Genomic DNA, 26157 nt, shown 5'->3' with positions numbered 1-26157 from the left:
TCCCAAAAGACCCGATAAATATAGAAAAACATCAACCATATATTATCATAGAATTAATAGGAGGATGAAAGGGAAGGAAATATTTTGTAGATTTGTGAGGAGTAAGTAAAATAGGAACAAACTTTCAATCAACCATTTGAAAGTCAGCCCCCATTAATTTAGTCTTTAACTGTATTTAGAAATTCCTCAATAGCTTTAGTATATTCCTTTTTCGGGTATCCGTTATATAGCCCCATTGCTAATCTAACAGGGTCGCCAAAAAAGAAACGTTCATAATGGGTTTGTCTGGAGCCAAATGCGCTCATACACAGATCCCATGTTAAGCGAAATAGCATGACACGGTCTTCTGCAGAGGAGTTGGTGCCTTGTAAATATTTTTCAAGATATGGACGAATGGTTGATTCAAAACTTTTTTCTGTTGGCAGTAGGATTAGGCCACTACCTCCAAGTAATTGTAAAATTTCGACAAGACGCGGATATACTTTTGGATAATAATGAATGGCGACATGTAATGGTCTAGCATCTGGAATCATCGTTCCAGATGAATCAAGACTTGCTTGAACTCGTGAAGACATATGCAAAGCTTTCATAATTTCAAGTGCTGCGATAATTTCACTTACTTTATCCTGTATGTGTTGGTATTCACGAATATTGATCGCTTCAACAATAGACTCAGCTAATCCAAGGATAAATTCTGTTTTGACAATCATTCTAATGACTGCCTGATAAAGGAGCATTGTATTAAACTGTGCTTGTGCAAAAAACTGGCGAGCTATATCTAAATCCTTGTATAAAAATACTTTCTCCCAAGGGATTAAGACATGGTCAAACACAACTATTGAATCCATTTCCTCAAATCGAGAACTAAGTGGATGATTAAAATCAGACTTATCATAAGTAAATGATTCTCGACATATGAACTTCAATCCAGGTGTGTTAGAGGGAACAGTAAAACCGTAAACATATGATTTTTCATTAAAATTGCTGCCAGCCGGTAGTACTAATATTTCATCAGTGATTCCCCCTTGAGTCGCTAAAAGCCTTGCCCCGTCAATAATGATTCCATCACTATTCTCATCAATAATTCTTGCTGCGATATTTTCCTGTGAATCTTCAAAATAGGCAATCGAGCGATTTACTTGAGGATTAATAAACGTATGAGTAAAAGTTAGGTCATTTTTCATCGCGTTTTCATAAGTATTGCGGATATTGTCCCCAAATTTTTGATCTTTAACTCCGAATAGTTTTTCAGACGCAGCTAATATCATAATTCCTGTATTTACATAATCTGGAGACCTTCCTAATAATCCAAAATTACACCTTGCCCATTTTTCCGTTGCTTCTTTTCGAAAAAGCAAATCTTCCTTCGTTTTCGGATGGTGAAATGAAAAACTTACCTTTTCCTCTCGATTGGGAGAAGTGAATGTAAAAATATCTTTTAATGCTGGGTCATTTTGCATATCTAATAATTGAGCTTTACTTTTCATAACTCCATGAAAGGCTGGATGCTCCGAGACTTTTCCAGTTATCTTTTTTCCATCAACCCATATTTCACTTTTTAATTGATTAATTCGATCGATATATTCCTTTCCGGAGATCGTCATTACCAATCGCCCCTTATATTCATCTACGAAATTAATTTATGCGATTACTGCTCTTAGGTTTACAAATAATAGTGAAAAAACAAGTAGGTTCGTGTCATAAAGAAATAAACTTAATTGGCTGAAAAAGAGGAATAATATTGACGCAAGTAGCAAATCCCTGATAACATTCGATTATTATTTATAATTTCCTTGTATAAGTTCAAGAATAAGGCTTGAACGTTTCTACCGGACTGCCGTAAATGGTCTGACTACAAGGGACAATGCAAATGGTTGTTAAAGTGTTATAATTGTCCTTTGTAGCGTGATTCTCCGGCAGTTTCTTCCGGGGATTTTTTATACAATTCGGAGGACTCATCATGAAAAACTACTTTCAATTTTCCGAACGAGGCACTTCCTATAAGCAGGAAAGTGTAGCAGGTATTACCACATTTTTATCAATGGCTTACATTTTGGTTGTCAATCCAGTTATGTTGAGCCAAACTGGGATGGATAAGGGAGCTTTATTTACAGCAACTGCCTTATCAGCTATTATTGGAACACTTTTAATTGGATTAATGTCTAATTATCCAATTGGTATTGCTCCAAGTATGGGAATAAATTCTTTTTTTACATTTACAGTCTGTATTGGCATGAATATTCCGTGGGAAACAGCATTGACGGGTGTTTTTATTGCGGGCGTATTATTTATGATTTTAAGCTTGCTAAAAATCCGCGAAAAAATAATCAATGTGATTCCTTCAGATTTAAAACATGCAATTGCGGCGGGAATTGGCTTTTTTGTAGCATTTATGGGTTTGAAAAACGCTGGACTTATTGTGGCAAACGAAGCGACGTTTGTTGGAATTGGGGATTTTAAATCTCCTCCAACAGTACTGGCCATTGTAGGGTTTATTATTACGATTATTCTTTTAAATAGGGGAATTAAGGGTGGTATTTTCTTCGGAATGCTGATCTCCACTATTCTCGGGATGGTCTTTGGTATCATCCAACCTCCTCAAAACATTATCGGAAAAATCCCAAGCTTAGAACCTTCTTTTGGCGTTGCACTTAGCCATTTAGATGATATTTTTTCTCCAAAAGTAATTGCCGTTATTTTCACCTTTTTATTCGTTGCTTTTTTTGATACAGCAGGTGCATTAATCGGAATTGCCAGTCAGGCGGGACTTATGAAAAATAATGAGATCCCAAATGCCGGACGAGCTCTTTTAGCGGATTCGATGTCGACGATTTTTGGTTCTATTTTTGGTACTTCGACAACAGCATCATTTGTTGAATCGACAGCTGGAATTGCGGTTGGAGGAAGAACCGGTTTTACTTCACTTGTCATTTCAGCATGTTTTGTAGTATCTTTATTTTTTTCGCCAGTTTTATCGATTGTTACACCTGAAATTACATCACCAGCTCTAATTATTGTTGGTGCAATGATGGCAACAGAAATGAGTAAGATCAATTGGAGTAATTTGACCGTATTCATACCAAGCTTTATTACGATCATTGCAATGCCTTTAACCTTTAGTGTTGCGACTGGAATTGCACTTGGCTTCATCCTTTATCCGATCGGCATGGTGGCTGTGAAAAAAGGAAAGGAAGTTCATCCGATTATGTACGTGCTTTGTGTCATATTTATCGGATATTTCCTTTACGTCGTTTGATCTACTTTTTGGGCGAAGCTTGAATGTAGGGGATCATAAAAAAAGGGAGTTGTTGGCTTCTTGAAGCTCGAATTTTATTCGAGTCTAAAAAACGGTCGTCATGATATCCTTTTAAAGCACATCATTTTCTTCTAGATGAATAAAATGTCCTCATATTAACCTTCATTCATTTGAATAGGGAGGTTAATATGAGGACATGTTAAAGAACATAGCTTCTTGAAGATCTAATTATTTATATACTTTTCAAAAATTGCGCCAAAGTCCTTTTCATGATATTGTTCACGAGCTGATTTCAACCATGAAAATCCGAATTCTGTTAGTTGTTTATACTGATCAGCGAGTTGAATTTCTGATGTTCTTGAGTTTTGCAAAACCGATACAGCTTTTTCTAAACTATCGTTTGCCATATCATACATAATGCTGTTTTCGTGAATGACTTCTGAAATATAAACTAATGCCTTATAAAGGTCGTTTAATTTATTTATTTGCTTTTTATCAACATCAATACTGTATGTTTGATTACCTAAAGTAAACTTAATTTCTATATCTAAGTCTACTCTACCAGCTGTTTCAAGTAGTATGCTTGTAATTTTATGTTGCGAATACGGATAGCGTTTTAAAGTGCGTTTGGATGAAACCGCATTTGCTCCGTCAACATGGATAAAGGCGATGTTTGTAAAGCAATACTCATCTGCTTTTGTTTTTATTAAAAAGTAAATTTTTTCATTATCTTCGTGACGAATGTAATCATCTGCATCCGTTTTATCATAGTCTTCTGGACCGATGATTTTTCCGATGTCTGATAAGCCTAGTGCGTCTGAAGCAAATTTTTTTAACATGTTTAAGTCCCCTCACTTTTTTATTACTGTTTATTTCGGAATTATTATATCACTTTTTAGAGTTTCATATTTCTTTCATACGTTTCTAAATTGGCAAAAACCATTTTTAAGTAAGGTGCTGGAATTTGATGTTCTTTTGCTAACTGTAATAAATAGCCATGTAAGTGATTTCCTTCTATTTGTTGCATTTTTTCCATATCCCGTTGTAAGGAGGATTTCATTGTATAATCCATTTTTTTCACGAGATTAAGTTGAATTTGTTCAATATTATGGGCGATTGGAGCATTAGCAGCTCGCATAATAGCACCAATTTCTGCATAAAGTTTTTCAATAATTTCTAGTGCGTTCTCACTTTCTAAAATTGGTCCAATACTTGATCGGAAAAGTGAAGTGATGCCAGAAAAACCGGAGATATACATATATTTATGCCACATATCTGTTAAAACCTTATTGCTTTTCCTAATCGTTGCCTTAGTGCCCGAAAATAATTCCGCGATTTTTATAATGCGCTCCGTATCGGCCCCAGATAATTCGCCAAATACAAATTCATGTGTAGGACTTGATTGAATAATTCTTCCTTCCAAGTCAACAGTGGATTCAATAAAGCATAACCCTCCCACTATTTGGTTGATATCAAATTCCTTTTTTAAAGTATCCAAATGTTTAATTCCGTTTAACATTGGTATAATGACCGTTTCGTTGCTAGTAAAGGATTTTATATCATCAATTACTTTCATAAAATGGTAAGCTTTTGTGCCTATTAAAATGATGTCGTAATGATTACTCGAATCAGATGATAAAATGGTTTTCGGCTTCTGTATATGTATGTTTCCATGAATACTTTGAACGATGAGCCCTTCTTCATTTATTTTTTTTTGACGAGCTTCCCTCACCAAAAAGGTCACGTCTACTCCTTTTTCAACAAATCTCGCACCAAAATAGCCGCCAACAGCTCCTGCACCGACAACTAATACTTCCATAACCTTCACACTCCTTTCTTCAAGTATACGAAGGGATGCTTTTTTTGTCATGTTAAGATTGTATAGAAATTGCGTTATACCTGTCGAAAAAATGAGGAGTATGAAGTAACTTTAAGTAGTTTTTTTTAGTGTATGATAAAGGAGTTTTTTTAGGGAGATTGGTATAATGACTCTATATGTCAAATTCTAGAAATGACATAGGCCCTCTCTTATGTAGAAGGCCACTTATAAAGAAAGAGAGCGTACGGATGGAACAACGATTGCTTGAAAAGAAAAAATATACTTTTGAGGAACTTTCTGAACGAATTTCTGAAAGGGGAACGTTATTTTTACAGGACTTATTAAAAACAGACATTAATGGTCGGCTATATACCTTATTCATTAATCACACGCTTGTACTAAGAGATGTGGAAGAGCTTTCTCTAATCTCTTATGAGGATAAAAACTATATTCATGGAATTGTCGATGTGTATGATCGTGTTCTTCGAGAAAAGCTTTATAATTCATCAAATACTAGAATTGAAAACGATCAGATTGCAGATATCGTAATTCGTTCAAATATCGTCATTAATGTGCTAGAGCTAGGTGTTGCTAATTTTATTCAACAAGGTCCCGAGGAATCGATTGCCTTACCTAATAAATATTTAATTGAAATTTATACAGATTGGCATACACAAATGCATCATAAAGATCAAGAATTTTTCCATTTGTTTTTTGAATAATAGGGGGGAAGAGAGAATGAGCAACATCAAAAAAATCGATTGGCTTGATGTGGAATATGATAGTACTTTATCCCATGATATCCGTGCCATCGCTACAGTTTACTTAAATGAATCAAGAACGATTGAGGGGATTTTAATCTACGCTCCTTTTAGTTATAACGAACCGGAAACTTATATAAACGTAAATGAAAGGTACGAACATGATATTAAGGTGTGGGTGAAGTTTCCAAAGTCGGTAACGATCACAGATGATGAAAAACGGAGCTTGTCGATTGAAATTAACGAACATTATATGGATCGTTGGTTAAGTATGAAATAGATAAGGAATCCAAGTTCGTTCCTCACCTTGCTTCCTTTATCTCAGGCCAACAGGACGTTGGTCAGAACGGCTCGCACTTTAGCCGTTCTCCTTGTCATAAAACACTTAACAGTCGCCTTCGCTATTTCTAAAGCCCTGTGAGGTCTCAACGATTTCCCACTTCCCACAGGAGTCTATGTATATTTCCAACGCTGGGACATTTCAATACTCGTATTTAGAGGAAGTAATTTTAGTTATGTCCCAGCTCCATTTTTCAACTTTATCTACTTGAAGGTAAGGGTATTTTCCAATTACCAAGGAGTCATATTTAGTAGTTTCATGCTATAGACTCATTATCCTTCATTATTTTTTCAATTCTTAATTTATGATCAATCAATAGATTTCCACCATTCACTTCTTCATGGACTTTTCCATCTTTCATCACAATAATATGATCCGCATGTTGTAAAGTCGATATACGATGGGCAATCACTAGTAAGCGATGTCCTCTATTAACTACTTTACGTAATTCATCCATCACAGCCTTCTCAGTTTCTGTATCTAATGCGGATGTGGCTTCGTCTACTATCCACAAAGGTCGATTCGCTAGAAAGGCCCGGGCAATAGCCAACCGCTGTCTCTGTCCACCAGATAACGACTTTCCGTTTTCGCCAATAACTGTATCATACCCGTCTGGCATCGCACTAATAAACTCATGGGCTTGGGCTTTTTTTGCGGCCTCTTTCATTGCCTCTTCAGCATTTTCTATATCTGGATATGCCATCATTAAGTTCTCTCGGATTGTTCCAGCCATCAAATATGGATCCTGAGGTACATAAGCGATGAACTTCCGAAATGACTCGAGATTTTCAACAACATTTATTCCACCCAAAAGCACGTTTCCCTCAGTGGCAAATAATAATCCAGCTGCGATCTTTGCGACTGTTGATTTTCCTGATCCACTTCGTCCAACTATTCCAGTAAAAGAAGTAGGCGGTATTTTAAAGGTAATTTGGCTTAGCTGTTCATCTATTTTACTACTATGTTTTTTATCTTTTGATTCCGATAAACCCTCTCCATAATAAGAAAAGGATACTTCATTGAATTGTAACTTATTGTTACATACTAGTTCCATGTTTTCGGCTTTCGTTTCTGTAGGCTCTTTTTCAGCTGCCCATAAAGAGAGTACTCGTTTGGAAGACCCTAAAATTTCTTGAATTTGCCCCGATAATTGGCCAATGACTTGTAATGGGCTATTTATGCGCCAAACTAATGTGAAAAGTGCGATAATTGCACCGACAGCCATTGTCCCTTGAATAGCTAACCAACCGACAATAATCGCCGTACTCATGAAACAAAATTGGGAAAATGTTTTCGATAAAACATTCAATCCTTGATACCACCACATTCTTTTCACATATAATTGGTTTAATTGCTTGCGCTCTAAGATGAATCGGTCCCTTATCCACTCTCCAACACTATACACTCGAATAACTTCCATTCCTTGTAATGCATCTTGTTGTAGCTGACGGATGATGGATTCTTGATCTGCCACTTGTTGACCAATACGTTGTAATTTCCGCCGCAAAAAAATGCTAAACAATAATGATAATGGTGCAACAAGCAATAGAGCAATCGCTATTTTCCAATTTAACCAAAAAAGATAGACTGCCGCTAATATAAACATCGTTAGTTGGTAGCCAATATCGTTGATTATTGTGTTGATAATTCCTGTCATTCGCGTAGTATCAGTTGTTACCCGTTGGACGAGATCGGATGAATGGACAGAAGTCGCTCGTCCCAGGGGCAAACGCTGGGCATGATCCGCTGATTCAACCATCATTGTTACTTGTAAGCGAGCCATGCTCGTTTGTTTTAAATATTCTCCTACGAACATTAACCCGATGAGAAAAATAAAAATGCCTGTACTTATAATTAACAATGAATAAAGAAAATGATATTCCTCAAGTTCCATCTGATTAAAGATCAGATTCACAAAAAAAGGCTCCAGTATCATGATCACCGACTGACTAAGGGAAGATAAGAAGCCAAGGATAAAAATCAGTTGATTAGAACCTAAACGATTCCAAAGAATGGGCAATACATCTTTGAGTTGAAGTGTCTTCATGAGACTTGCACCTCCTCTGTTCGATCAGCCCAATTTTCTGCACGAATGAAGGCAGCATATCTTCCATTCTTCTCCATTAGTTCATCATGTGAGCCAAACTCCACGACATGACCAGATTCAATGACTGCAATATAATCAGCATTTCGGATAGTTGAGAGACGGTGAGCGACTACAACAACTGTTCGCTGATTCATAAGTTTTTCTACTGATTCTTTAATTAATTGTTCGTTATGTCCATCTAATGCAGAGGTGGGTTCATCTAATAACAATAAATTTGGATTCCGTAAGTAAGCTCGTGCTATGGCAATCCGTTGTCGCTGTCCGCCGGATAAACGTTGTCCAAGTTCTCCTAAATATGTTTGATATTTTTCGGGCAATGCCTGAATAAATTCATCAGCCTGAGCAAACTTAGCTGCTTCGACAACTTCTTCTGACGTTGCGTTTAGTTTGCCGATCCGAATATTGTCCATCACTGTCCCAGCAAATAAATGTGTGTTTTGGGGGACGTATCCTATTTGAGCCTGCCAAGTACCAAGATTTGATTGAGTAAGCACAGTGTCGCCGATCCGTATTTGACCTCCATCAGGTGTGTAAAGACCAAGAAGTAATTTAAGAATCGTGCTTTTTCCTCCACCGCTTGTTCCGACTAAAGCTGTTGTACTGCCTTGTTTAATCGTTAATGAACAGTCGTGTAATATTGGTTTGTTAGGAATATAACTGAAAGACACTTGATCCATCACAATATCTCCTTTGGATGGCAAAGTTTCCCTCCCAGGAGTAAGTGGTTTATGTTCCGTTGGATCAGCCATCTCACAAACCCGGCCAAAATGAGCCAATGTATTTTGGATGGTCGGCCATATATTCAATAAGCGCATGACTGGATAAATTAATTGCTCATAGGAAACATAAAAGGCAGCAATGACGCCAACCTCTAACTGTCCTTGAAAGACTAACCAAGCACCGAGTCCAAAAATATATATTTGTCCTAACCAGTAGCCAAAAAAAGTGAGCATACTGGAAAAAGCAGACCACATATGTACCCGAATATTTCCTCGTAGAGTCGTTTGAACGATTTTTCCCCAACGGCGATTAAACTGGGGACGAAGATTATACATCCGTACATTATCGGCACCTTGCATCTGATCCTGAAGCTTGGCGTCTTGATCAGCTTTTGACTGATTTGCATTCTGTTGCCAGTTATGGATTGGTTTAGCTGTTACTAGTCCAATGAGTGGAATGATGATGGCAATGACAATGACACCGATTGTTAAAGGCCAAGACAAAATAGATAAATAAGTAAACAAAAATAGGATCGAAAGTGCTTGCTCAATAACTTGTGGGATTTTCTCGTTCATCCCTTCTTGAGCAGAAACCGCAGAACCATTTAACCGTTGAATCTGTTCTCCTGTATGCCATCTACTTAACTGTTTTAAATTGAGTAAAAACATTCGCTCCAATACGGCTCGCTGTAAGTCTAGCGTTGTTCGATTCAAGGTACGTTGCATGAACCAACTGCGGACGATTTCCATCACGATCCCTACGGCAAAGATGACGACAAAAAAGCTAATAGAAACGAATAAATCAGATATGGATTTATTAAAAACAGCGTTCATCAGTCTACGGGTTGCATCAGCGGTACCAGTAGGGATAAGGGAGGAGACGATAACGATACAACCTAGTAATAAGTAAGAAAGCCAGTAGCGCCGAGCCCATCTTAAAAGTTTTATTAAAGATTGAAAAGCGTGATTCCTTTCTTTACGTTTCTCCATTAAAATGTATTTCCTTTCGTAGAATGTGATGCAATTGAGTGATGCTCCCGAAAAAGGCATTTTAACCCTTGTTCAATTTTCGTTTAATGACTGGAATCCATAATTCAATCGGATGTTCTCGAGTTATTGGTTTCGTTAAACAATATGGGAGGTCAGGGCCCACCTGAATTCTCGGTCCATCTGTTTCTTCATAGCCTGAAGAGGGAAACCATTCTGAATAGATACGATGCCACTTTTCTGGTTCCCATGGTGCTTTAACCTCAAATATCGCCCATGTCAGAGCAGGCACATGTAATGATGAAAAGTGTTTTGGATATTTTTTGTCTGTTGCGACTGAAAAATAATAATCGTGTTGTTTCCCAGGTACTGTTTCCCCATTGGTTACATGAAGTATGCCGGATAGTTTCTGATTAGATAGGGAAATAAGTTGGTTGTATGTATCATCATCAATGCTTTCCCAAACTTTTATAACCTCTTGGTTTTCCCCTTCTTCAACTGTTCCATTATGTTGATGAACAACTTTCTTTACACCGACTATCTGAAATGCACTTCTTTCCTCAATTCTGTAATTCAATTCCACTCCTCCTTCAATAGTAAGCCTAAAGGTCATGGGAGGAAAAGATATGAGTGAGCTCTCGTTTTTTCTAGCCTCTGTCGGTGTCATTCCGTGAAATTGTTGAAAGGCTCGTGAAAATGCGTCTGCTGAGGAGTAGCCATATTTAACGGACAAGTCAATTACTTTTGTATTACTATTTTTTAATTCAATTCCAGCTAATGTCAGACGGCGCCGACGAATGTATTCCGCGAGTGTAATACCAGATAAGGATGAAAACATTCTTTTAAAATGATAGATCGAACAACACGCCCGCCTAGCAATCTCATTTTCATCTATCTCGTATTCTAAATTGTTTTCAATATAAGATAAGGCACCATTAATTCCTTCCAGCATATTCATTTAATGACCTCCATTCATGTTTAAGTTTAACAAAGATATCTACGGGAGCCCGACATTTTCGAGTCCAATATTGTAGGTGAATTAACTTTTGCATAGTTATTCAAGTTATTAGGGGGAAATGAGGGCTAGTATGCGATTTTATTGTAATAGTAGCAAATAAAAGGACAATTAATAATAAATTAGTTTTTCATATTAAGAAATCTACACCCTTCCTCACGAATGTTGCCATTCCCCTAAGAATAATGTATATAAACTGCATATCGATTGGGGGAAGATTCGTGATCCAAAAAGTGAGTGCGGAAATCCAGCGAATCCTTACACAATTCTTCAAGGATCAAACATCAGATGGCTCTTGGGATTATCCGTTTGAAATGGGAATTGTCACGGATTGTTATATGATTATTTTGTTGCGGACACTTGAAATGAAGGATGAGTCCCTTATTCACGGTCTTGCTAGCAGAATTGCGAGTAAACAGGAAGCAAATGGAGCCTGGAAGTTATACCAAGATGAAAAGAACGGGAACCTCTCTACAACTATTGAAGCCTATTTTGCTTTACTCTTTTCTGGGTACAAAAATAAACAAGATAATGAAATGAAAGCTACCAAGCAATTTATTTTGGAGAATGGTGGACTTTCAAAAGCAAAAATATTTACAAAAATAATGTTAGTCGTTACGGGGCAATATAAATGGCCTGATTTGTCCCCGATTCCAATTGAGTTTATGTTGCTGCCTGAATCCTTCCCGATTAATTTCTTCAATTTATCAGTATTTGCAAGAGCTAATCTTGCACCAGCATTTATCCTTGCCGACAGTAAATTCACAATGAAGACAACGCAAACCCCTGATTTATCTGATTTACATGTCAGTCGGGAACGAGCGTTTTTTTCTGAAGAGGAAGTAAAAGAATGGCGTTCAATTTTGGATGATATTGAGAAAGGAATTGAAACACTCATTGGATTGCCAGAAGAGCTCCATAATATGGCTTTGGCACGAACGGAACAATATATACAGGAACGTATTGAGCCAAATGGAACATTGGAAAGTTATTTTAGTGCGACCTATCTCATGATTTTTGCCTTTATATCGCAAGGGTATAGAAAAGACCATCCTATCATTTTGAAAGCCATAAATGGATTAAAATCAACTATTTGTAGCATAGAAAATAAGCTTCATGTTCAATATACAACTGCAAATGTCTGGAATACGGCCCTAATTAGTTACGCGGTTCAGGAAGCTGGAGTTCATAGTTCAAATCAGATGGTGGAAAAAGCTAATCAATATTTAATATCACGCCAGCAACAAAAATTTGGAGATTGGGCTCTGCATAATCCGAATGTTCCCCCAGGTGGTTGGGGGTTTTCAGACATCAATACGATTAACCCGGATGTGGACGACTCAACAGCTGCTCTAAGGGCTATTGCCAGAAGGGGGGATGAACTGCTTTCGTCATGGAATAAGGGAATTCAATGGGTAATGTCAATGCAAAATGACGATGGAGGATGGCCAGCATTCGAAAAAGATGTTGATAATCCTTTGCTAACATTATTTCCAATCGATCATGTGGAAGATTTAGTATTGGATGCTTCATCACCTGATTTAACAGGGAGAACATTAGAGTTCTTGGGGAATTACACAAATATCGACAAAAATCATCCAATGATTCAAGAAGCAGTAAAGTGGCTATTAGATAAGCAAAATCCAGATGGTTCTTGGGATGCACGATGGGGGATTTATTATATTTATGGAACATGGGCAGCTGTAATTGGCCTAACGGCAGTGGGCGTTCCAGCCCGTCATCTTGCGATCCAGAAAGCAACTAGTTGGCTGCGCAAAACCCAACTGTCTGATGGAGGCTGGGGAGAGTCTTGTAAAAGTGATAAAGAGAGAAAGTATGTCCCGCTTCAGGTTAGTACACGCACTCATACAGCATGGGCTCTCGATGCACTTATCGCGGCTACTAAGGAAGTCACGCCTGAGATAAAAAGAGGTCTCGAATTTTTAGTTGGTCATAAAGAAGAGGCGTGGACATGGGATTATCCGAAAGGAAGGGGAATGGCGGGAGCATTTTATATTCATTACCATTGTTATGACTATGTATGGCCATTGTTAACGCTTGCTCATTATCGGAATAAGTTTAGTTAAGTAGCTCGAAGTGTGTTTTCTGCTTATAAAAGATAGTAGTTATATAGAAGAGAGTGCCAAGGGGAATTAAAATGCTAATGATTACTGAAAATGTAAAAGGAAAACGCTAGCGACAATTAGTTGACATCTTGTCAAAACAATGCAATCGTATTGCATTTGTAGAAAATCGCCAAATGATGAAATTTGAGGATGAACGTCTTGCTTATATTGACCATTTAATAGCCGATATTAAAGAACAACTAATAGAAAGAACAATTCAACGAGAATGGGAAACGACAAAACTTACTAAGGATACAGCATACATTTTTTACTTTCGATTGAATAATGCAACAAGGCAATTTTTGAACGAATATAGCAATTCTCTTTTCAATTGGATCAGTCCAGAGCTACCAGAGGACTTAATGTTTTACAAAAATGATAAATGTATGTTAGCTCTATGTTCACATGAGCGATTTTTCATGGTAGGTAAAGACGTATGGAACAGTATTGAGAAACAAGGTCGGAATTAGGGTGTCCTATAGAGCATAAATATTCAAGGACCAACATTCACAGGTAAAATTTAATTATAATTATTTTTTCACTTGTTGACCACTCCTCAAATATGAGTTAATAAGAGTGTCGGACCGATAGAATATCGGAAAGGAGGCTGATTATTTTGATCAAGCAAAGCGAGGTGATTTCCGCTTAAGCGGAAATCACAGAAAAGTGGGGCCGCATTTGTGCGGCCTCATTTATTACATTAACGGGCTGTATGATCCCATTGCAAATTTGCGTTGAAAATTGTTAGTGGGGATTGAACAACAGCGAGTATAGCCTGATTCGTTTAACTAACAATTATTCGGGGGGAAGAAAGAATCCCTCAGTGATTGAAGTTTCACTTATCGCATCTTTCCAAATCTTGAAAATGCAATTATACTGAAAAGGAAACATGGTGTAAGGGTTTACCTGCCTAAAAATAAATGAAAGGGGTTTTTCTGAATGTATGTTAAAAAAATGACCGTTATATATGAACATCTCAATAAGGAGGATGTAAATTTTTGCGATATAAAAATGGAAAAGAGGTGCTTCCCCCTCATTTGCTGAAAGAACTGCAAAAATATATTCAGGGCGAACTGATCTATATCCCTAAGAAAACGAATCAGCGAGCGGGATGGGGAGAAGTAAATGGCTCACGTCAGTTGATAGCTCGAAGAAATGAAGAAATTTATCAATCTTATGAGGACGGATTATCTTTCGAGGAGTTGGAACTGATATACAACTTGTCGATTGAAAGCATTCGAAAAATAATTTATAAAACCCGGCGAGTATACAGTGAGACGAATCACTGATAATAAATAGGAAAAACAACACCGTTTGCAAATGTGGACGGTGTTTTCTATATTCAATACTTTTCTGATGTTTTCCACTTTACACGAACACTAGTTCCTGGTATGATTTATACTAGAGAAGAGACAAAGGATGGTGTTCACTTACTGTGGAGAATTTCGAACAAAGTGTTGGAAAGTTAACAAAAGCGGAACTTGGATCGATTCTTTATCTCAAGGAAAATGAAATTAGAAAAAAGAAGAAAAATGAATTAGTAAACCTGATACTAAGTAAAACGGAAGATGAATTATTTCGGAAAAGGCTATTTAGAAAATATTCATCTCATTTTGCTCTCCATCCATCTAAAGTAGAAGAATATCTAGCTATCACCTCTACAGAACGAAAAAGATGGACCGAAGATGGAAAACTGATTGTTGATCACTATATCGATCTTAATAAATGGGGTAAAAAGTTAAAGGTTCCAATGTACGATGCAATAGCTGTGTTGAAAATATCAACTGGAATCATTGAATCTTGGAGATATGAGCACAATCTGGAAGTTCATAATAACCGATTACAGACTGCAAAAAAATCGGCAGAAACAAGAAAAAGAAATCTGGAAATTAGCATTGATTTTTTCGAAAATCACTGGAAAAGGTTACTGGCTAGCTGGTTTAAGCAAAATAGCCAACTAGGTGCTACTCTACAGTTGAGCTTTTGGACTGTATGGATAAATCGATGGGCAAAAGAATTTCAGATAAGAGCCTTGAATGCTAGAACAAAGAAAGGGGAATATCTAGATAAAAAAGAACAATATTATGGGATGAAAAATGAAGCTATAAAACTTTTAGTCCTTTCTCACTACACGAAACTTTCTTTCTATAGACCTCCGTCACCGCATAAAACCTTACATTTACATTTTTGCCCACTACATTTTGAGCTATGGTGCAGTTTAAGAGAATTCGACTACCTAAGCAAATGGGAGTTTTTTGAATTATATAAAAAAGATATTATTAAATGTGTGAATTGCTTGTATGAAAAAAGTAACGATTATTACTCTTTGTATTATCTTTCTATTCAAAAGGATAACCTACAGGATTTTTCTTTTTCATTTCATATACCTTACCCAATTGGAAAGTCCTTTCTTCCGGCAAAACATGAGTTACCTAAAGTTGGTCATGAGGAACAAGAGGGCATATTTCGATTTGGAAGGACACTATTAAAGGATGAGAAAATTATTTTTACAGAAAAAGCAGTGGTAAAAAATTTCGAAGAATCTCTAAGGAAATTTAATCTGTATTTTTCTGAGAAGTAATGGATAAGACAATTCTAGATCAAAGTAACTAGGTGTTTTTTAAAAAGGAAGAACTATTTATGGGCTTTATACATTGGGTAAAATATATTCATGAGATAAACTTAAGGCCTGCTAATAAGATATTTCTCCATACGGATAATATCTTAGTCGAGAAAATATGTATCAAATACTACTCACTGCTCAAAGAAGGGTGTAGATTCCTTACCATCATACTAATCCAGAAAAGAGAAACAAATATACAGGTTCAAGGGATTTTTAGGCAGAAGTTCTTTTTTGTTCTCTTAAAGTTACTATCCAACCAATTAATTTGATATATTAATGAAGGCATTGATTAAGATTTAAGTGATATTTTTTGGAGGACATCATGAAAATACAACAAAGTGGAAACCCACTCGCATTATTGCCATTTGGCGTCTTTTTCCTTTTATTTATTGGAGCAGGGATCGTAACAGGAGATTTCTATCGTTTTCCCGTCATCATTGCGATCGCGATTGCAAGTGGTGTAGCTTTAATGCTAAATAGGAAAGAGACATTACATAAAAAGATAGATATATTCTGTAAAGGTGCGGGTAATGGAAATATCATACTGATGGTGCTGATTTTTCTGCTTGCAGGTGCTTTTTCAGAAGTAGCAAAGGGAATGGGGGCAGTTGATTCGACTGTGAATATGGCACTATCGATTATTCCACAACATTATTTGATTGTGGGCCTTTTCGTGATTGCATGCTTTATTTCATTATCGATGGGAACTTCGGTAGGGACCATTGTAGCGATTGCACCAATTGGAGTTGGAATCAGCCAGCAAACTGATATTGCGACCGCTCTTTCAATGGCAGCTATAATTGGGGGAGCGATGTTTGGCGACAATCTTTCCTTTATTTCCGATACAACTATTGCAGCTGTTCGTACACAACATACAGAGATGAAGGATAAATTTAAAGTGAATTTCTGGATTGCATTGCCTGCAGCCGTTGTAACATGTTTGATTTTAGCAATTTTAACAGCTGGACAACATGGAGACATCGCCTTGCAATCGTATAGTTGGATAAAAATACTCCCTTATCTAGTTGTTCTTATTCTTGCTTTAATTGGAATAAATGTCTTTATTGTTCTTCCACTTGGAATTATGATTGCAGGTCTTATTGGATTATTGGATGGTAGCTATAATATTTTTGCTTTCTTGCAAGCAGCTAATGAAGGGCTGGCAGGGATGTACGAAATTTCCTTCTTAGCTATTTTGATTGCTGGTATGGTGGAAGTCATTCGTTTCAATGGCGGGATTAATTATATTTTACAAAAGGTAACGAAAAGAATCCGATCGAAAAAGGGAGCAGAATGGAGTATTGCTAGTTTGGTGGGGATCACCGATTTTGCTACTGCGAATAATACGATTTCCATCGTTATTGTTGGGTCATTGGCAAAAAACATTGCAGATGAATATCACGTAGATCCGCGCAAGTCTGCTAGTATATTGGATATTTTTTCTTGTAGTGTACAAGGGATTATTCCATATGGAGCACAATTGCTTGCTGCAGCAGGGCTTGCTGGAATATCCCCAGTTGCCATTATGCCATATTCTATTTATCCGATTTTATTAGGATTATGCGGAGTGCTAGCGATTATTGGGGGATATCCTCGAATAAAGAATAAATCATAAAAACTTTTGTGAGGAAGTGTAATGAGGTGGACAAGCGAAAATGGATAGGGATTACGTTCATGACCATTATAATGATGATTGTCACGGCGTGTTCATTACAATCAGATCTTGAAGTGAATACAACTTCATCATCAATTGGAGCGGGAAAGGTTACCGAGCCAAATGTAACAAAGAGTACAACGGAAGAAGAACATGTAGAAGATCTCGAAAGTGAGCAAGCATCGGTTGAGTCAAGCTCGAAAAATAACATTTATTTGACAACTGGAAGCCTCAATATGCGAGAAGGAGCTTCAATTGAAGACCAGATCATCACAACGATTCCTGAAGGGGAAGAAGTAACCTATATTTCAGCAATAGGAACGTGGTATAAAGTAGTGTATGGAGTTCATACCGGATATGTAAGTTCCGATTATTTAATTGATTTATCAGAAGAGGAAAGCATGGTCTTAGAATCAGAAATTGTGAATGATCAAGTGCCAATTTTAATGTACCATGCGATTGACGAATATAAAGGTAATGGAATAGAAGAGCTGTATGTTACTCCGGAAAATTTCGAAATCCAAATGCGGTATTTAAAAGAAGCCGGTTTTACCCCCATCACCTTTGATGATCTACATGCTCTTAAGGATATCAAAAAGCCAATTCTAATTACTTTGGATGACGGGTATCAAAATAATATCAATGCTTATAACATATTGAAGAAGTTAAATAATTCCTCATTTCAAGCGAAAGCAGTCATTTTCATGATTGGTAAAAAAATTGATACTAAGTCGGGATTATCATCGAAACAACTAAAAGAGATGAGTGATTCTGGGATTATTTCCATCCAATCACATACAGAAACACATCAATCCCTACCAACTGTGACCAATTTTGAGGAAGAATTTGGAGATATTAAGAAAAAGTTAGAAGGTATAACAGGAAAACGAGTAACAGCGATTGCTTATCCCTCTGGTCACTACGATGAAAGAGTATTAGAGGAAACAAAAAAATATTACGATTATGCAGTTACGACAAAGCCTGGTGTAGCCGATCTTCAATCATCCCTGCATGAACTAAGAAGGATACGAATTAGCTACAAAACAACTTTGTCTGAATTTAAAAATCAAGTAAATCAGTAAGATTCCCTCTTTTTCTACTAGGAAAATAAAGGGAAAGCTCCTATCTATGGATAATAATTAATAGAATCATAGTAGGAGGGATTCGTAAGATGAACAATTCAGTTAGTATCGTTTTAGCTGGTATTGGTGGTTATGGAAATACATATGTTCAAAAATTATTGGATGAAGGCGAAAAACTAAATGCTCATATTGTTGGGATAGTTGATCCTACCCCGGAGAAAAGTGAAAATTATGATCGGATTATTGAACAACATATTCCGATATTTTCATCGCTCGAGGAATTTTATGAAGATCATCGTGCAGATCTGGCTATCCTTTCTACCCCAATTCATCTGCATGCTTCACAAACCTGTTATGCGCTTTTGCAAGGTAGTAACGTTCTTTGTGAAAAGCCAATGTGCGCTTCGCTTCAAGAAGTAAATGACATTATTCAGATGAGAAATAAAACAGGTAAATTTGTAGCGATTGGTTTTAACTGGTCGTTTACTTCATCTGTTCAAAAGTTGAAGAAAGATATATTGGAAGGGAAATTTGGGGAAGCGATTCGACTTAAAACGATTGTGAATTGGCCACGTAACGAAGCCTATTTTAAACGAAATCAATGGGCTGGCCGTCTATATAGTGATGAAGGACATCCTATTTTCGATAGTGTTGCCAATAATGCAACGGCTCATTACTTGCACCATATGTTTTATCTTCTAGGACCTGACATTGATCAAAGCGTTAAGATAAAGGAAGTATCTGCTGAATTATATCGAGCTAATCCTATAGAAAACTTTGATTCATGTGCTGTTCATATTACAACTGCCGAAGAGGCAGAAATTTATTATTATGCAACCCATGCAGTAAAAGATTCTTTTGGCCCCCATTTTGATTATGAATTTGAAAATGCAACAATTCATAAAACAGCGGACAATCAAATTAAAGCAAACTTCCATGATGGAACAGAGATCATTTATCCTTCTCCGGATACGGATGCATTACAAAAGTTAGTAACTTGTATTTGTGCGATCGAAAATGAATCCAATGAGATTCTGTGTGGTCCAGAGGCTGCACTCACACACGTGCAGGCAATACTTACAATGCACGAATCTGTTCCGGATATTACACCGATCCCTAATAGCTTAATTCGCTTGGATGAAGATTCAGGTGTTACCTGGGTTGAAGGCTTGGGACAAACGTTTAGGCAAAGTTATGATCAGTGGTGTATGCCAAGTGATATCGGAGTTTCTTGGGCAACAAAAGGGAAAATAGTTCAAATTAAATGAAAAAGAGGCGGAAACCATCCGTCTCTTTTTTTGATGGAATGCTCTAATAGGAAATGGCTCTTTTTTCTTGATTTTCCCAAATGAATTGAAACTCGTCCTTACTTATTCTTACGCCCTTCTGATTCGACCAACAATCGTTGAAGAAGTAATCACTTCCATCATAACCTGTCAGAATGAGAGCGTGGACTGTGAATCCGTGTAAAGGAGAAACCCACACAACTACTGGCTTCTGATTGAGTAATTGTTTTTCTAATTTTGAAAGGCTGCACCCCGTTAAATCTTCTACACTCCCACAATATTTCTCAATTAATTTGACTAAGGCTAGTACAGTCACAATGAACGAGGCGTTACTGAAAACAGTGGAGAGTGGAATTTCACTAGAAGATGCTGTATATATGGCTTCCACTGCGCCAGCCAATATTTTAGGCCTTAAAAATAAAGGCAGGATAGAACAAGGAGCAAATGCTGACCTCGTTTTAATCGATTCTGAATTTAATGTCCGATGGACAATGATCGAAGGACACATTTACGATTGACATAACGGAATAACAGTAAAAGGGCCATCCAAATTATGAATAGCCCTTTTTCATATATAGCGATTGTTCATCTTGTTCTACGCTACAAGCTCTTTAAAGGCTCTCACTTTCTAGATTCTTCATGAACATACAGTCGTTTTCTTTGATAAGTGGAAAGTATGACGCCTCCTACAATAAAAAAGGAACCTACTATTTCTGCACCTGTAATAGGTTTATGCAACAAAATAAATCCAAATATCATCGCGATAAAAGGCTCTAAGTTAGATAGTACCGATGCTTTAGAAGCATTAACATGGCGAATATAGCTAGTCCAAATGAGATTAGCTAATCCGTGGACAATAACAGCTGTACTTATTAATAGCAACCAGTCCCATAGGTCACTGCTAATGCGTAATGGGTTGTCTAACGAAAAGGCAAAAAGCGTCGAAAGGACTAGTCCGACAATATTAGAATATAGGGTAATGATTAGTGGGTCGATCCGTTGAGAGAGTAATCTTGTTATGATAATCATTAAGGCGAATGTGACCATCGTTACTACAATCCAAAGAAGGCCTTTATCTACTTGTAAAGACGTAAAACTTCCTTTTGTTACAACAAAGAAAATCCCGATAATTGCTACTATAGAACCGAACAACATACGGAGTGTCAATTTTTCCTTTAGGAAGAGAGCAGCTAATAGGCCGGTTATAATCGGAGTGGTTGCTAATATTAATGCAGAGGTTGTTGGATCTGCTGTTTTTAATCCCTCAAAAAAAGACCATTGATTAATAAAAACACCAATGACTCCTAGCAAAAAAATAATAAGAAAATCTGCTTTATTTATACGTTTTATCTGTCCTTTAAAGGATGATATGACAATTAAAAAAAGCACAATAAAGAAAAGTCTTAAAAATGTTAGTAATGCTGGAGAAAAACTTTGGACTAAAATCTTTCCAAATACAAAATTACTTCCCCAAACGATTACACAAAAAGTTAGCCAAGAGTAAGCTTTAACCATATTATCCCCCCTCGTATACAAATGCTAACTGTCCTATTTTAAACATAAAGCAAGGGATAGTAAACTTTTAATTCATATGAGACTTTTTTAGCCTTTATCTGCATTGCACGTTAATTGGATTTTATTAAGAAAATGGAGGTGTCCATGTAGGTTGGTCGAGGTTCTAATGAGTAATAAACTATAGAAACGCATCTAACTTTTCAGCATGATGTGTTTTTTGTTGAAAAAATAGCAGTCCAAACAATCAGGGGAAAATGCCGTTTCGTTGGAGAACATTCGTTCATAATATATTTTAAAAGGGAGTGGACTGCATGTTTGAAATATATGATATGGCTGTTATCCCTCTAATATTAGCTCTAGTAGAACTATTTAAAAGGGCTGGGGTCGCGAATCGATACCTTCCATTCATTGCAGTTGGGCTTGGAATGATTATAGGGGTAGTATATATTACTAACTTTGAAATTAGACAAGGTATATTGGTAGGTACAATCCTTGGTTTATCAGCAAGCGGCTTGTACAGTGGGACGAAAAATACGATTGAGAAAAAGGAGGAGATCGAGGATGATAAAGACAGGGAGCGGGATAAGGACTCTGGGTAAGCATTCGTCAAATAAGATTGGCTTTTAACCTACCCTCGGAAGCTGGGGGAGGGATCCGAATTACTAATGTCCTCGAAGTAGTACATTGGAAGAAAGGTGATGTCGAAAAGTTCGAGAATTAATTAAAGCTAGCATAAAGGAGGGAATGGTAATCTAGTGCTCACTTGTTAAATTCTTTCAGGATCGTTCATCTATTCTGGATCCTATTTAAACCATCCCTTTTTCTTTGAATGCGTGATGGCTTCAATTCGATTGGTCACTTCTAGTTTATCGAGAATTTGAGAAATGTAATTTCTAACAGTGCCAGTTTTAATGCTTAGTTTTTCTGCAATTTCTTTTGTGTTCTTCCCATCAGCGACTAACTCCAAAACAGCTTTTTCTCTAACTGTAAGTGGGTTTTCTTCACTATACAAATCATCCATTAGTTCAGGCGCATAAATTTTTCTTCCAGTCATGACATGACGAATCGAGTTTGCCAATTCTTCACTTGGACTGTCTTTTAATAAGTAGCCTTTGACACCAGCTTTAACAGCACGCTGAAAATATCCTGATCGAGCGAACGTTGTGAGGATGATTACTTTGCAATCTTGAGTTTGCAACTCCTCAGCCGCTTCTAACCCAGTCTTTCCAGGCATTTCGATATCCATAATACAAATATCGGGCTTCATTTGTTTAACTAATTGAACCGCATCGTCTCCATTGCTTGCCATTCCAATTACTTCCATATCATCTTCCAAATTCAGAAGTGAGCCGAGAGCCCCAAGCATCATCCGCTGATCTTCCGCGATTACAATTCGAATCATCAGAGTTCCTCCTTCTTCATCCTTTTCATTACTGTAGGTACCTTCATTGTGATGATCGTACCATTATCGACCTCAACATCTAGCGTTCCGTTAACAAATTCAAGCCTCTCTTTCATACCAATTAAACCATTTCCTTTAGACAAATAATGGTGGTCACTAATTCCGATGCCATTATCTTTTACCATAAGATGAATTTCTTTAGCAGATTGTTCAACTGTAATCCAACAAGTCGTTGCTTCGCTATGTTTTACAACATTGTTTACTGCTTCTTTTATGCACATACTTAAAATATTTTCGAGAAATAATGAAATGTTTTTCAACTTTATGTCACGGTCTGCAATAAATTCGATCTCCGCCACATGTAAAATTTCTTGAACTCTAATAAATTCTTCTTTTAATTTGATGCCACGCATTTGCGAAACCATAGTTCTTACTTCATTTAATGCCGTTCTTGCCGTTTGTTGGATATCTTTTAATTCATTCCTTGCTTGGTCGGGGTTTTTATTAATGAGTTTTCTAGCTAAATCACTCTTTAAGCCAATAACTGAGAGTTTTTGCCCTAATGTATCGTGTAAATCTCGGGCAATCCGTTGTCGTTCCTCTTGTTTTACGAGTTCAGCAATTTTGTTATTTGCAATTTCTAATTGTTGTTCCAACTTTTCTTGCCTTTTGCGGTTAAATATATTGATAGGCATTAAAATGACACTCAAACAAAGAATAACCATAAAGGGCAGTTGTTGTAAAAATAAGTCATAATGATACACAGCAATCAAGCTGATAGAAGCTGCTGTAAAAAGTAAATGGATAATATATACAGTTAAAAACGTACCACGATTTTTTATATGGCCATTGCAGTAGGCAATATAAAAAGCAAAATAAATATATTGAAAAAGAAGTGACATTGTCAGTGAAACAGCGATTAATATAATTGTCCATAAATGCACAGGCCATTTTTTTGAAATGAAAGCAAGTCGCAGAGCAACAAAGAAAAGGATTGTTAATACGATACCAATAATTACTTCAACAGTAGATGAAGATTTTAAAATAAAATAAAAAGGTAGTATTGCGAGAATGGCCCATATATATGGTGATATACCTGAACTTTTTAATTTTAAGAGTATTTTTTTCATCTTTTAAACCTCAATTTTTAAGAAAACTAGCTCCTGATTTAGCCTATCTCTCTCTTCTTATATTATAAAATAAGCTCCTTTGTCATCATAACACAAAGGAGCTTGCTGAATTCTAAGAATTTTTAACCGATGGAATAGATGTTGGTATTTTTTCATCCTTTTCAAGGACGCTTTTTATTTCTTTGAATCCAATAAACCTTTTATTTTTTTCATCCCATAAACGAAAATGAAGTGAACGCAAGCTTGTTGAAAGTGTAATTGTTGTTGCTTCCTGTAACGGTTTATGATTATTGTGTACTTCTTCTAAATAGTAGTTCGGGATTCTAGGACTTAAATGATGGATATGATGAAAACCAATATTTCCTGTTAACCACTGAAGTACTTTTGGAAGTTTATAATAGGAACTTCCGTCTATTGCAGCTTTTACAAAATCCCAATTATCTTGGTTTTCAAAATAAGAATCCTCGAATTGATGTTGGACATAGAATAGCCAAATTCCGAGCGATCCGGAAATTAAGAAAATGGGTCCTTGGACAAGTAGGAAGGATTGCCATCCGACTAACCAACATAATAGAACAATGGCAATGACTATGGAAATATTTGTAACATATGTGTTGCGGCGTTCTCTCGGTTTAGCGTTTTTCGTATTAAAACGATATGCAACAAGAAAGATATAAATTGGTCCAAGAATAAACATAACAAATGGGTTACGATATAAACGGTAGGCTATTTTTTGCCATTTCGATGCTGCGATATATTCATCAACAGTCATTACCCAAACATCACCTGTACCACGCTTATTCAAGTTACTACTTGTTGCATGGTGGATAGCATGACTATGTTTCCATTGTTCATAAGGACAAAAAGTTAATATTCCTGTAATTGTGCCGATAATTTGATTCGCTCTTCCTTTTTTGAAAAACGAGCCATGACAGCAATCATGAAAAATGATGAAAATCCTAACTAAAAATCCGGCTGCTATTATGCATAATGCAAATGTAAGGAAATAGGAGATGGATATGCTTTTGTATGCCAAAAACCATAGAAGAAAAAATGGTACAAGCGTATTGATCACTTGCCAAACACTACTTTTCGTATTTGCTTTTTCATAATGGGCAATTTGCTTTCTTAAATTCCGATGATCCAATTTAGACATAAGTTACTTCACCATCCTTGCTTTCTTTATATTTAATGTAAAGTAAAAGAAAAAAACATAAAAGGCATAATTGTCACGGACAAACCATTATAAATGTCATGGTTTAATGAGTTTTCTTTAATTTTATAGTTTGGAAATGATATAGTTATTTTAGAGTGAATTCTGCGGAATAGAGATTTACTGAACGGGGAGGGACAGTATGAGCAAGAATATAAAGGACTTTCAAGATAGGCTTCCTAGCTTCGTACAGGATTTGAAATCACTGTTTAAAGCAGGGGTTTTAATTGCTAATGTCCTCCCTGTTGTGACAGGTTTTTGGTTAGCGTTATACTTTACAGATTCTTCATTCGCATCGTATTGGGAATTATTCGTCCTCGTTTTGTTAGGGAGTACATTTGTGATGGCCGGGGCCCTTACTCTAAATAATTGGTATGATGTTGACATTGATACCATTATGGATCGGACGAAATACCGTCCGACGGTTACAGGAAATATATCTCTTAATAGCGTATTAGTAATTGGTATTGGTCTCACAGTAGTGGGATTTATCCTTTTATTATTTACTACAGTTGAAGCGACATTCTACACATTTGTGGGGTGGTTTACATATGTCGTGCTGTATACGATGTGGACTAAACGAAAGTACACACTTAACACAGTCATCGGGAGTATTTCTGGAGCTGTAACACCTATAATTGGCTGGTCTGCGCTTGAGTCCAGTTTTCATCTAGTACCAATCACTTTAGCTTTGATGATCTTTATTTGGCAAATGCCACACACTTTTGCGATTGCCATGAAGAAGTGGAAAGAGTATAAAGCGGCTGGAGTAGCTATGCTTCCTGTAGTACATGGTTTTGCAATGACAAAACGCCAAATTGTTATTTATGTTGCATGTTTACTTCCACTGCCTTTTTTCTTAGCCTCTCTAGGTATAACTTTCGTTGTCATTACGACACTATTTAATGTCCTTTGGCTTGTTGTAAGTATAAAAGGATTATATACGAAAAATGATTTGAAATGGGCGCATATAATTTTTCTTTGGTCAGTCAATTATTTAACAATCGTTTTTCTGTTGATGATTATTGTGACATTGCCAATATTTGATTAGGAGTACCTTCCGAACTATGGGAGGTGCTTTTTTTATAAATATGTAACCGGTTCTCCATTGGAGATTTTTTA

Annotated in this window: 24 protein-coding genes and 1 riboswitch; of the genes, 13 read left to right on the top strand and 11 right to left on the bottom strand. The window is 36.6% G+C overall.

The window, feature by feature from the left end:
- Positions 1-158: 158 nt before the first annotated feature.
- On the bottom strand, positions 159-1604 hold the full coding sequence (gene hpaB, locus BN1243_RS07125; protein ID WP_062105504.1) for a 4-hydroxyphenylacetate 3-monooxygenase, oxygenase component: 1446 nt from the start codon (positions 1602-1604) through the stop codon (positions 159-161).
- Between the two features lie 169 nt (positions 1605-1773).
- A riboswitch (purine riboswitch) is annotated at positions 1774-1875 on the top strand.
- 85 nt (positions 1876-1960) lie between these two features.
- Here hpaB and BN1243_RS07120 point away from each other — a divergent pair.
- Positions 1961-3256 carry an NCS2 family permease gene (locus BN1243_RS07120; protein ID WP_062105503.1) on the top strand — a complete coding sequence of 432 codons (1296 nt, stop codon included), beginning with the start codon at positions 1961-1963 and terminating at the stop codon, positions 3254-3256.
- A gap of 224 nt (positions 3257-3480) precedes the next feature.
- Here the strand turns inward: BN1243_RS07120 and BN1243_RS07115 are convergent, their stop codons facing one another.
- Positions 3481-4095, bottom strand: coding sequence for a PH domain-containing protein (locus BN1243_RS07115; protein ID WP_062105502.1), 615 nt, complete (start codon positions 4093-4095; stop codon positions 3481-3483).
- Positions 4096-4151: 56 nt separating this feature from the next.
- Entirely contained in the window at positions 4152-5126 is a 975-nt protein-coding gene (locus tag BN1243_RS07110; protein ID WP_230200116.1) for a ketopantoate reductase family protein, read from the bottom strand.
- 197 nt (positions 5127-5323) lie between these two features.
- Between BN1243_RS07110 and BN1243_RS07105 the strand changes: the two genes are divergently transcribed.
- Together BN1243_RS07105 and BN1243_RS07100 are read left to right on the top strand one after the other, a co-directional pair.
- Positions 5324-5797 carry a hypothetical protein gene (locus tag BN1243_RS07105; RefSeq protein WP_062105500.1) on the top strand — a complete coding sequence of 158 codons (474 nt, stop codon included), beginning with the start codon at positions 5324-5326 and terminating at the stop codon, positions 5795-5797.
- Positions 5798-5813: 16 nt separating this feature from the next.
- On the top strand, positions 5814-6116 hold the full coding sequence (locus BN1243_RS07100) for a hypothetical protein (protein WP_062105499.1): 303 nt from the start codon (positions 5814-5816) through the stop codon (positions 6114-6116).
- A gap of 316 nt (positions 6117-6432) precedes the next feature.
- Here BN1243_RS07100 and BN1243_RS07095 read toward each other — a convergent pair whose 3' ends face one another.
- From BN1243_RS07095 to BN1243_RS07085, 3 genes are all read right to left on the bottom strand, one after another.
- On the bottom strand, positions 6433-8223 hold the full coding sequence (locus BN1243_RS07095) for an ABC transporter ATP-binding protein (protein WP_062105498.1): 1791 nt from the start codon (positions 8221-8223) through the stop codon (positions 6433-6435).
- Positions 8220-9992 (bottom strand): ABC transporter ATP-binding protein, encoded by a 1773-nt coding sequence (locus BN1243_RS07090; RefSeq protein ID WP_062105497.1) that lies wholly within the window; start codon positions 9990-9992, stop codon positions 8220-8222. Before BN1243_RS07090 ends, BN1243_RS07095 begins: the two co-directional genes overlap by 4 nt.
- A 61-nt stretch (positions 9993-10053) precedes the next feature.
- Complete coding sequence (locus BN1243_RS07085) at positions 10054-10947, bottom strand: AraC family transcriptional regulator (RefSeq protein ID WP_062105496.1); 894 nt, start codon at positions 10945-10947, stop codon at positions 10054-10056.
- A gap of 278 nt (positions 10948-11225) precedes the next feature.
- Between BN1243_RS07085 and BN1243_RS07080 the strand changes: the two genes are divergently transcribed.
- From BN1243_RS07080 to BN1243_RS07045, 7 genes are all read left to right on the top strand, one after another.
- Positions 11226-13091 carry a terpene cyclase/mutase family protein gene (locus BN1243_RS07080; protein WP_230200115.1) on the top strand — a complete coding sequence of 622 codons (1866 nt, stop codon included), beginning with the start codon at positions 11226-11228 and terminating at the stop codon, positions 13089-13091.
- Positions 13092-13219: 128 nt separating this feature from the next.
- On the top strand, positions 13220-13600 hold the full coding sequence (locus BN1243_RS07075) for a stage III sporulation protein AH (protein WP_230200114.1): 381 nt from the start codon (positions 13220-13222) through the stop codon (positions 13598-13600).
- A 528-nt stretch (positions 13601-14128) separates the two neighbouring features.
- Complete coding sequence (locus tag BN1243_RS07070) at positions 14129-14419, top strand: CD3324 family protein (RefSeq protein WP_062105494.1); 291 nt, start codon at positions 14129-14131, stop codon at positions 14417-14419.
- Between the two features lie 146 nt (positions 14420-14565).
- Positions 14566-15711, top strand: coding sequence for a hypothetical protein (locus tag BN1243_RS07065; protein ID WP_062105493.1), 1146 nt, complete (start codon positions 14566-14568; stop codon positions 15709-15711).
- A 364-nt stretch (positions 15712-16075) separates the two neighbouring features.
- The gene (locus tag BN1243_RS07055) at positions 16076-17368 is read left to right on the top strand and encodes a Na+/H+ antiporter NhaC family protein (RefSeq protein ID WP_062105491.1); all 1293 of its coding nucleotides are present in this window, start codon (positions 16076-16078) and stop codon (positions 17366-17368) included.
- A gap of 26 nt (positions 17369-17394) precedes the next feature.
- Complete coding sequence (locus BN1243_RS07050) at positions 17395-18489, top strand: polysaccharide deacetylase family protein (RefSeq protein WP_062105490.1); 1095 nt, start codon at positions 17395-17397, stop codon at positions 18487-18489.
- 89 nt (positions 18490-18578) lie between these two features.
- Positions 18579-19757, top strand: a complete 1179-nt coding sequence (locus tag BN1243_RS07045) for a Gfo/Idh/MocA family protein (RefSeq protein ID WP_062105489.1) — start codon at positions 18579-18581, stop codon at positions 19755-19757.
- A gap of 43 nt (positions 19758-19800) precedes the next feature.
- Here BN1243_RS07045 and BN1243_RS21600 read toward each other — a convergent pair whose 3' ends face one another.
- Positions 19801-20091, bottom strand: a complete 291-nt coding sequence (locus BN1243_RS21600) for a C39 family peptidase (RefSeq protein ID WP_195892079.1) — start codon at positions 20089-20091, stop codon at positions 19801-19803.
- 1 nt (position 20092) lies between these two features.
- On the opposite strand from BN1243_RS21600, the gene BN1243_RS07040 reads away from it, so the two are divergent.
- Complete coding sequence (locus BN1243_RS07040) at positions 20093-20293, top strand: amidohydrolase family protein (RefSeq protein WP_084782303.1); 201 nt, start codon at positions 20093-20095, stop codon at positions 20291-20293.
- Between the two features lie 103 nt (positions 20294-20396).
- On the opposite strand, the gene BN1243_RS07035 is transcribed toward BN1243_RS07040, so the two are convergent.
- A complete protein-coding gene (locus BN1243_RS07035) occupies positions 20397-21290 on the bottom strand; it encodes a DMT family transporter (RefSeq protein ID WP_062105487.1) in 894 nt (297 codons plus the stop codon).
- Positions 21291-21601: 311 nt separating this feature from the next.
- On the opposite strand from BN1243_RS07035, the gene BN1243_RS07030 reads away from it, so the two are divergent.
- A complete protein-coding gene (locus tag BN1243_RS07030; RefSeq protein ID WP_062105486.1) occupies positions 21602-21889 on the top strand; it encodes a hypothetical protein in 288 nt (95 codons plus the stop codon).
- Positions 21890-22092: 203 nt separating this feature from the next.
- Here BN1243_RS07030 and BN1243_RS07025 read toward each other — a convergent pair whose 3' ends face one another.
- The 3 genes from BN1243_RS07025 to BN1243_RS07015 all read right to left on the bottom strand — a co-directional run bounded on the left by BN1243_RS07025 (position 22093) and on the right by BN1243_RS07015 (position 24978).
- Positions 22093-22692 carry a response regulator transcription factor gene (locus BN1243_RS07025; RefSeq protein WP_062105485.1) on the bottom strand — a complete coding sequence of 200 codons (600 nt, stop codon included), beginning with the start codon at positions 22690-22692 and terminating at the stop codon, positions 22093-22095.
- A complete protein-coding gene (locus BN1243_RS07020) occupies positions 22692-23822 on the bottom strand; it encodes a sensor histidine kinase (protein ID WP_062105484.1) in 1131 nt (376 codons plus the stop codon). Before BN1243_RS07020 ends, BN1243_RS07025 begins: the two co-directional genes overlap by 1 nt.
- Positions 23823-23934: 112 nt before the next feature.
- Positions 23935-24978 carry a Delta(5) desaturase DesA gene (locus tag BN1243_RS07015; protein ID WP_062105483.1) on the bottom strand — a complete coding sequence of 348 codons (1044 nt, stop codon included), beginning with the start codon at positions 24976-24978 and terminating at the stop codon, positions 23935-23937.
- A gap of 199 nt (positions 24979-25177) precedes the next feature.
- Between BN1243_RS07015 and cyoE the strand changes: the two genes are divergently transcribed.
- On the top strand, positions 25178-26086 hold the full coding sequence (gene cyoE, locus BN1243_RS07010) for a heme o synthase (RefSeq protein WP_062105482.1): 909 nt from the start codon (positions 25178-25180) through the stop codon (positions 26084-26086).
- The last annotated feature ends 71 nt before the right edge of the window (positions 26087-26157 follow it).

The organism is Bacillus niameyensis (assembly GCF_001375535.1).
GTDB classification, from domain to species: domain Bacteria; phylum Bacillota; class Bacilli; order Bacillales; family Bacillaceae_C; genus Lederbergia; species Lederbergia niameyensis.
Note: the sequence above shows the minus strand (reverse complement) of the source record. Positions and strands in the feature narration are given on the sequence as shown.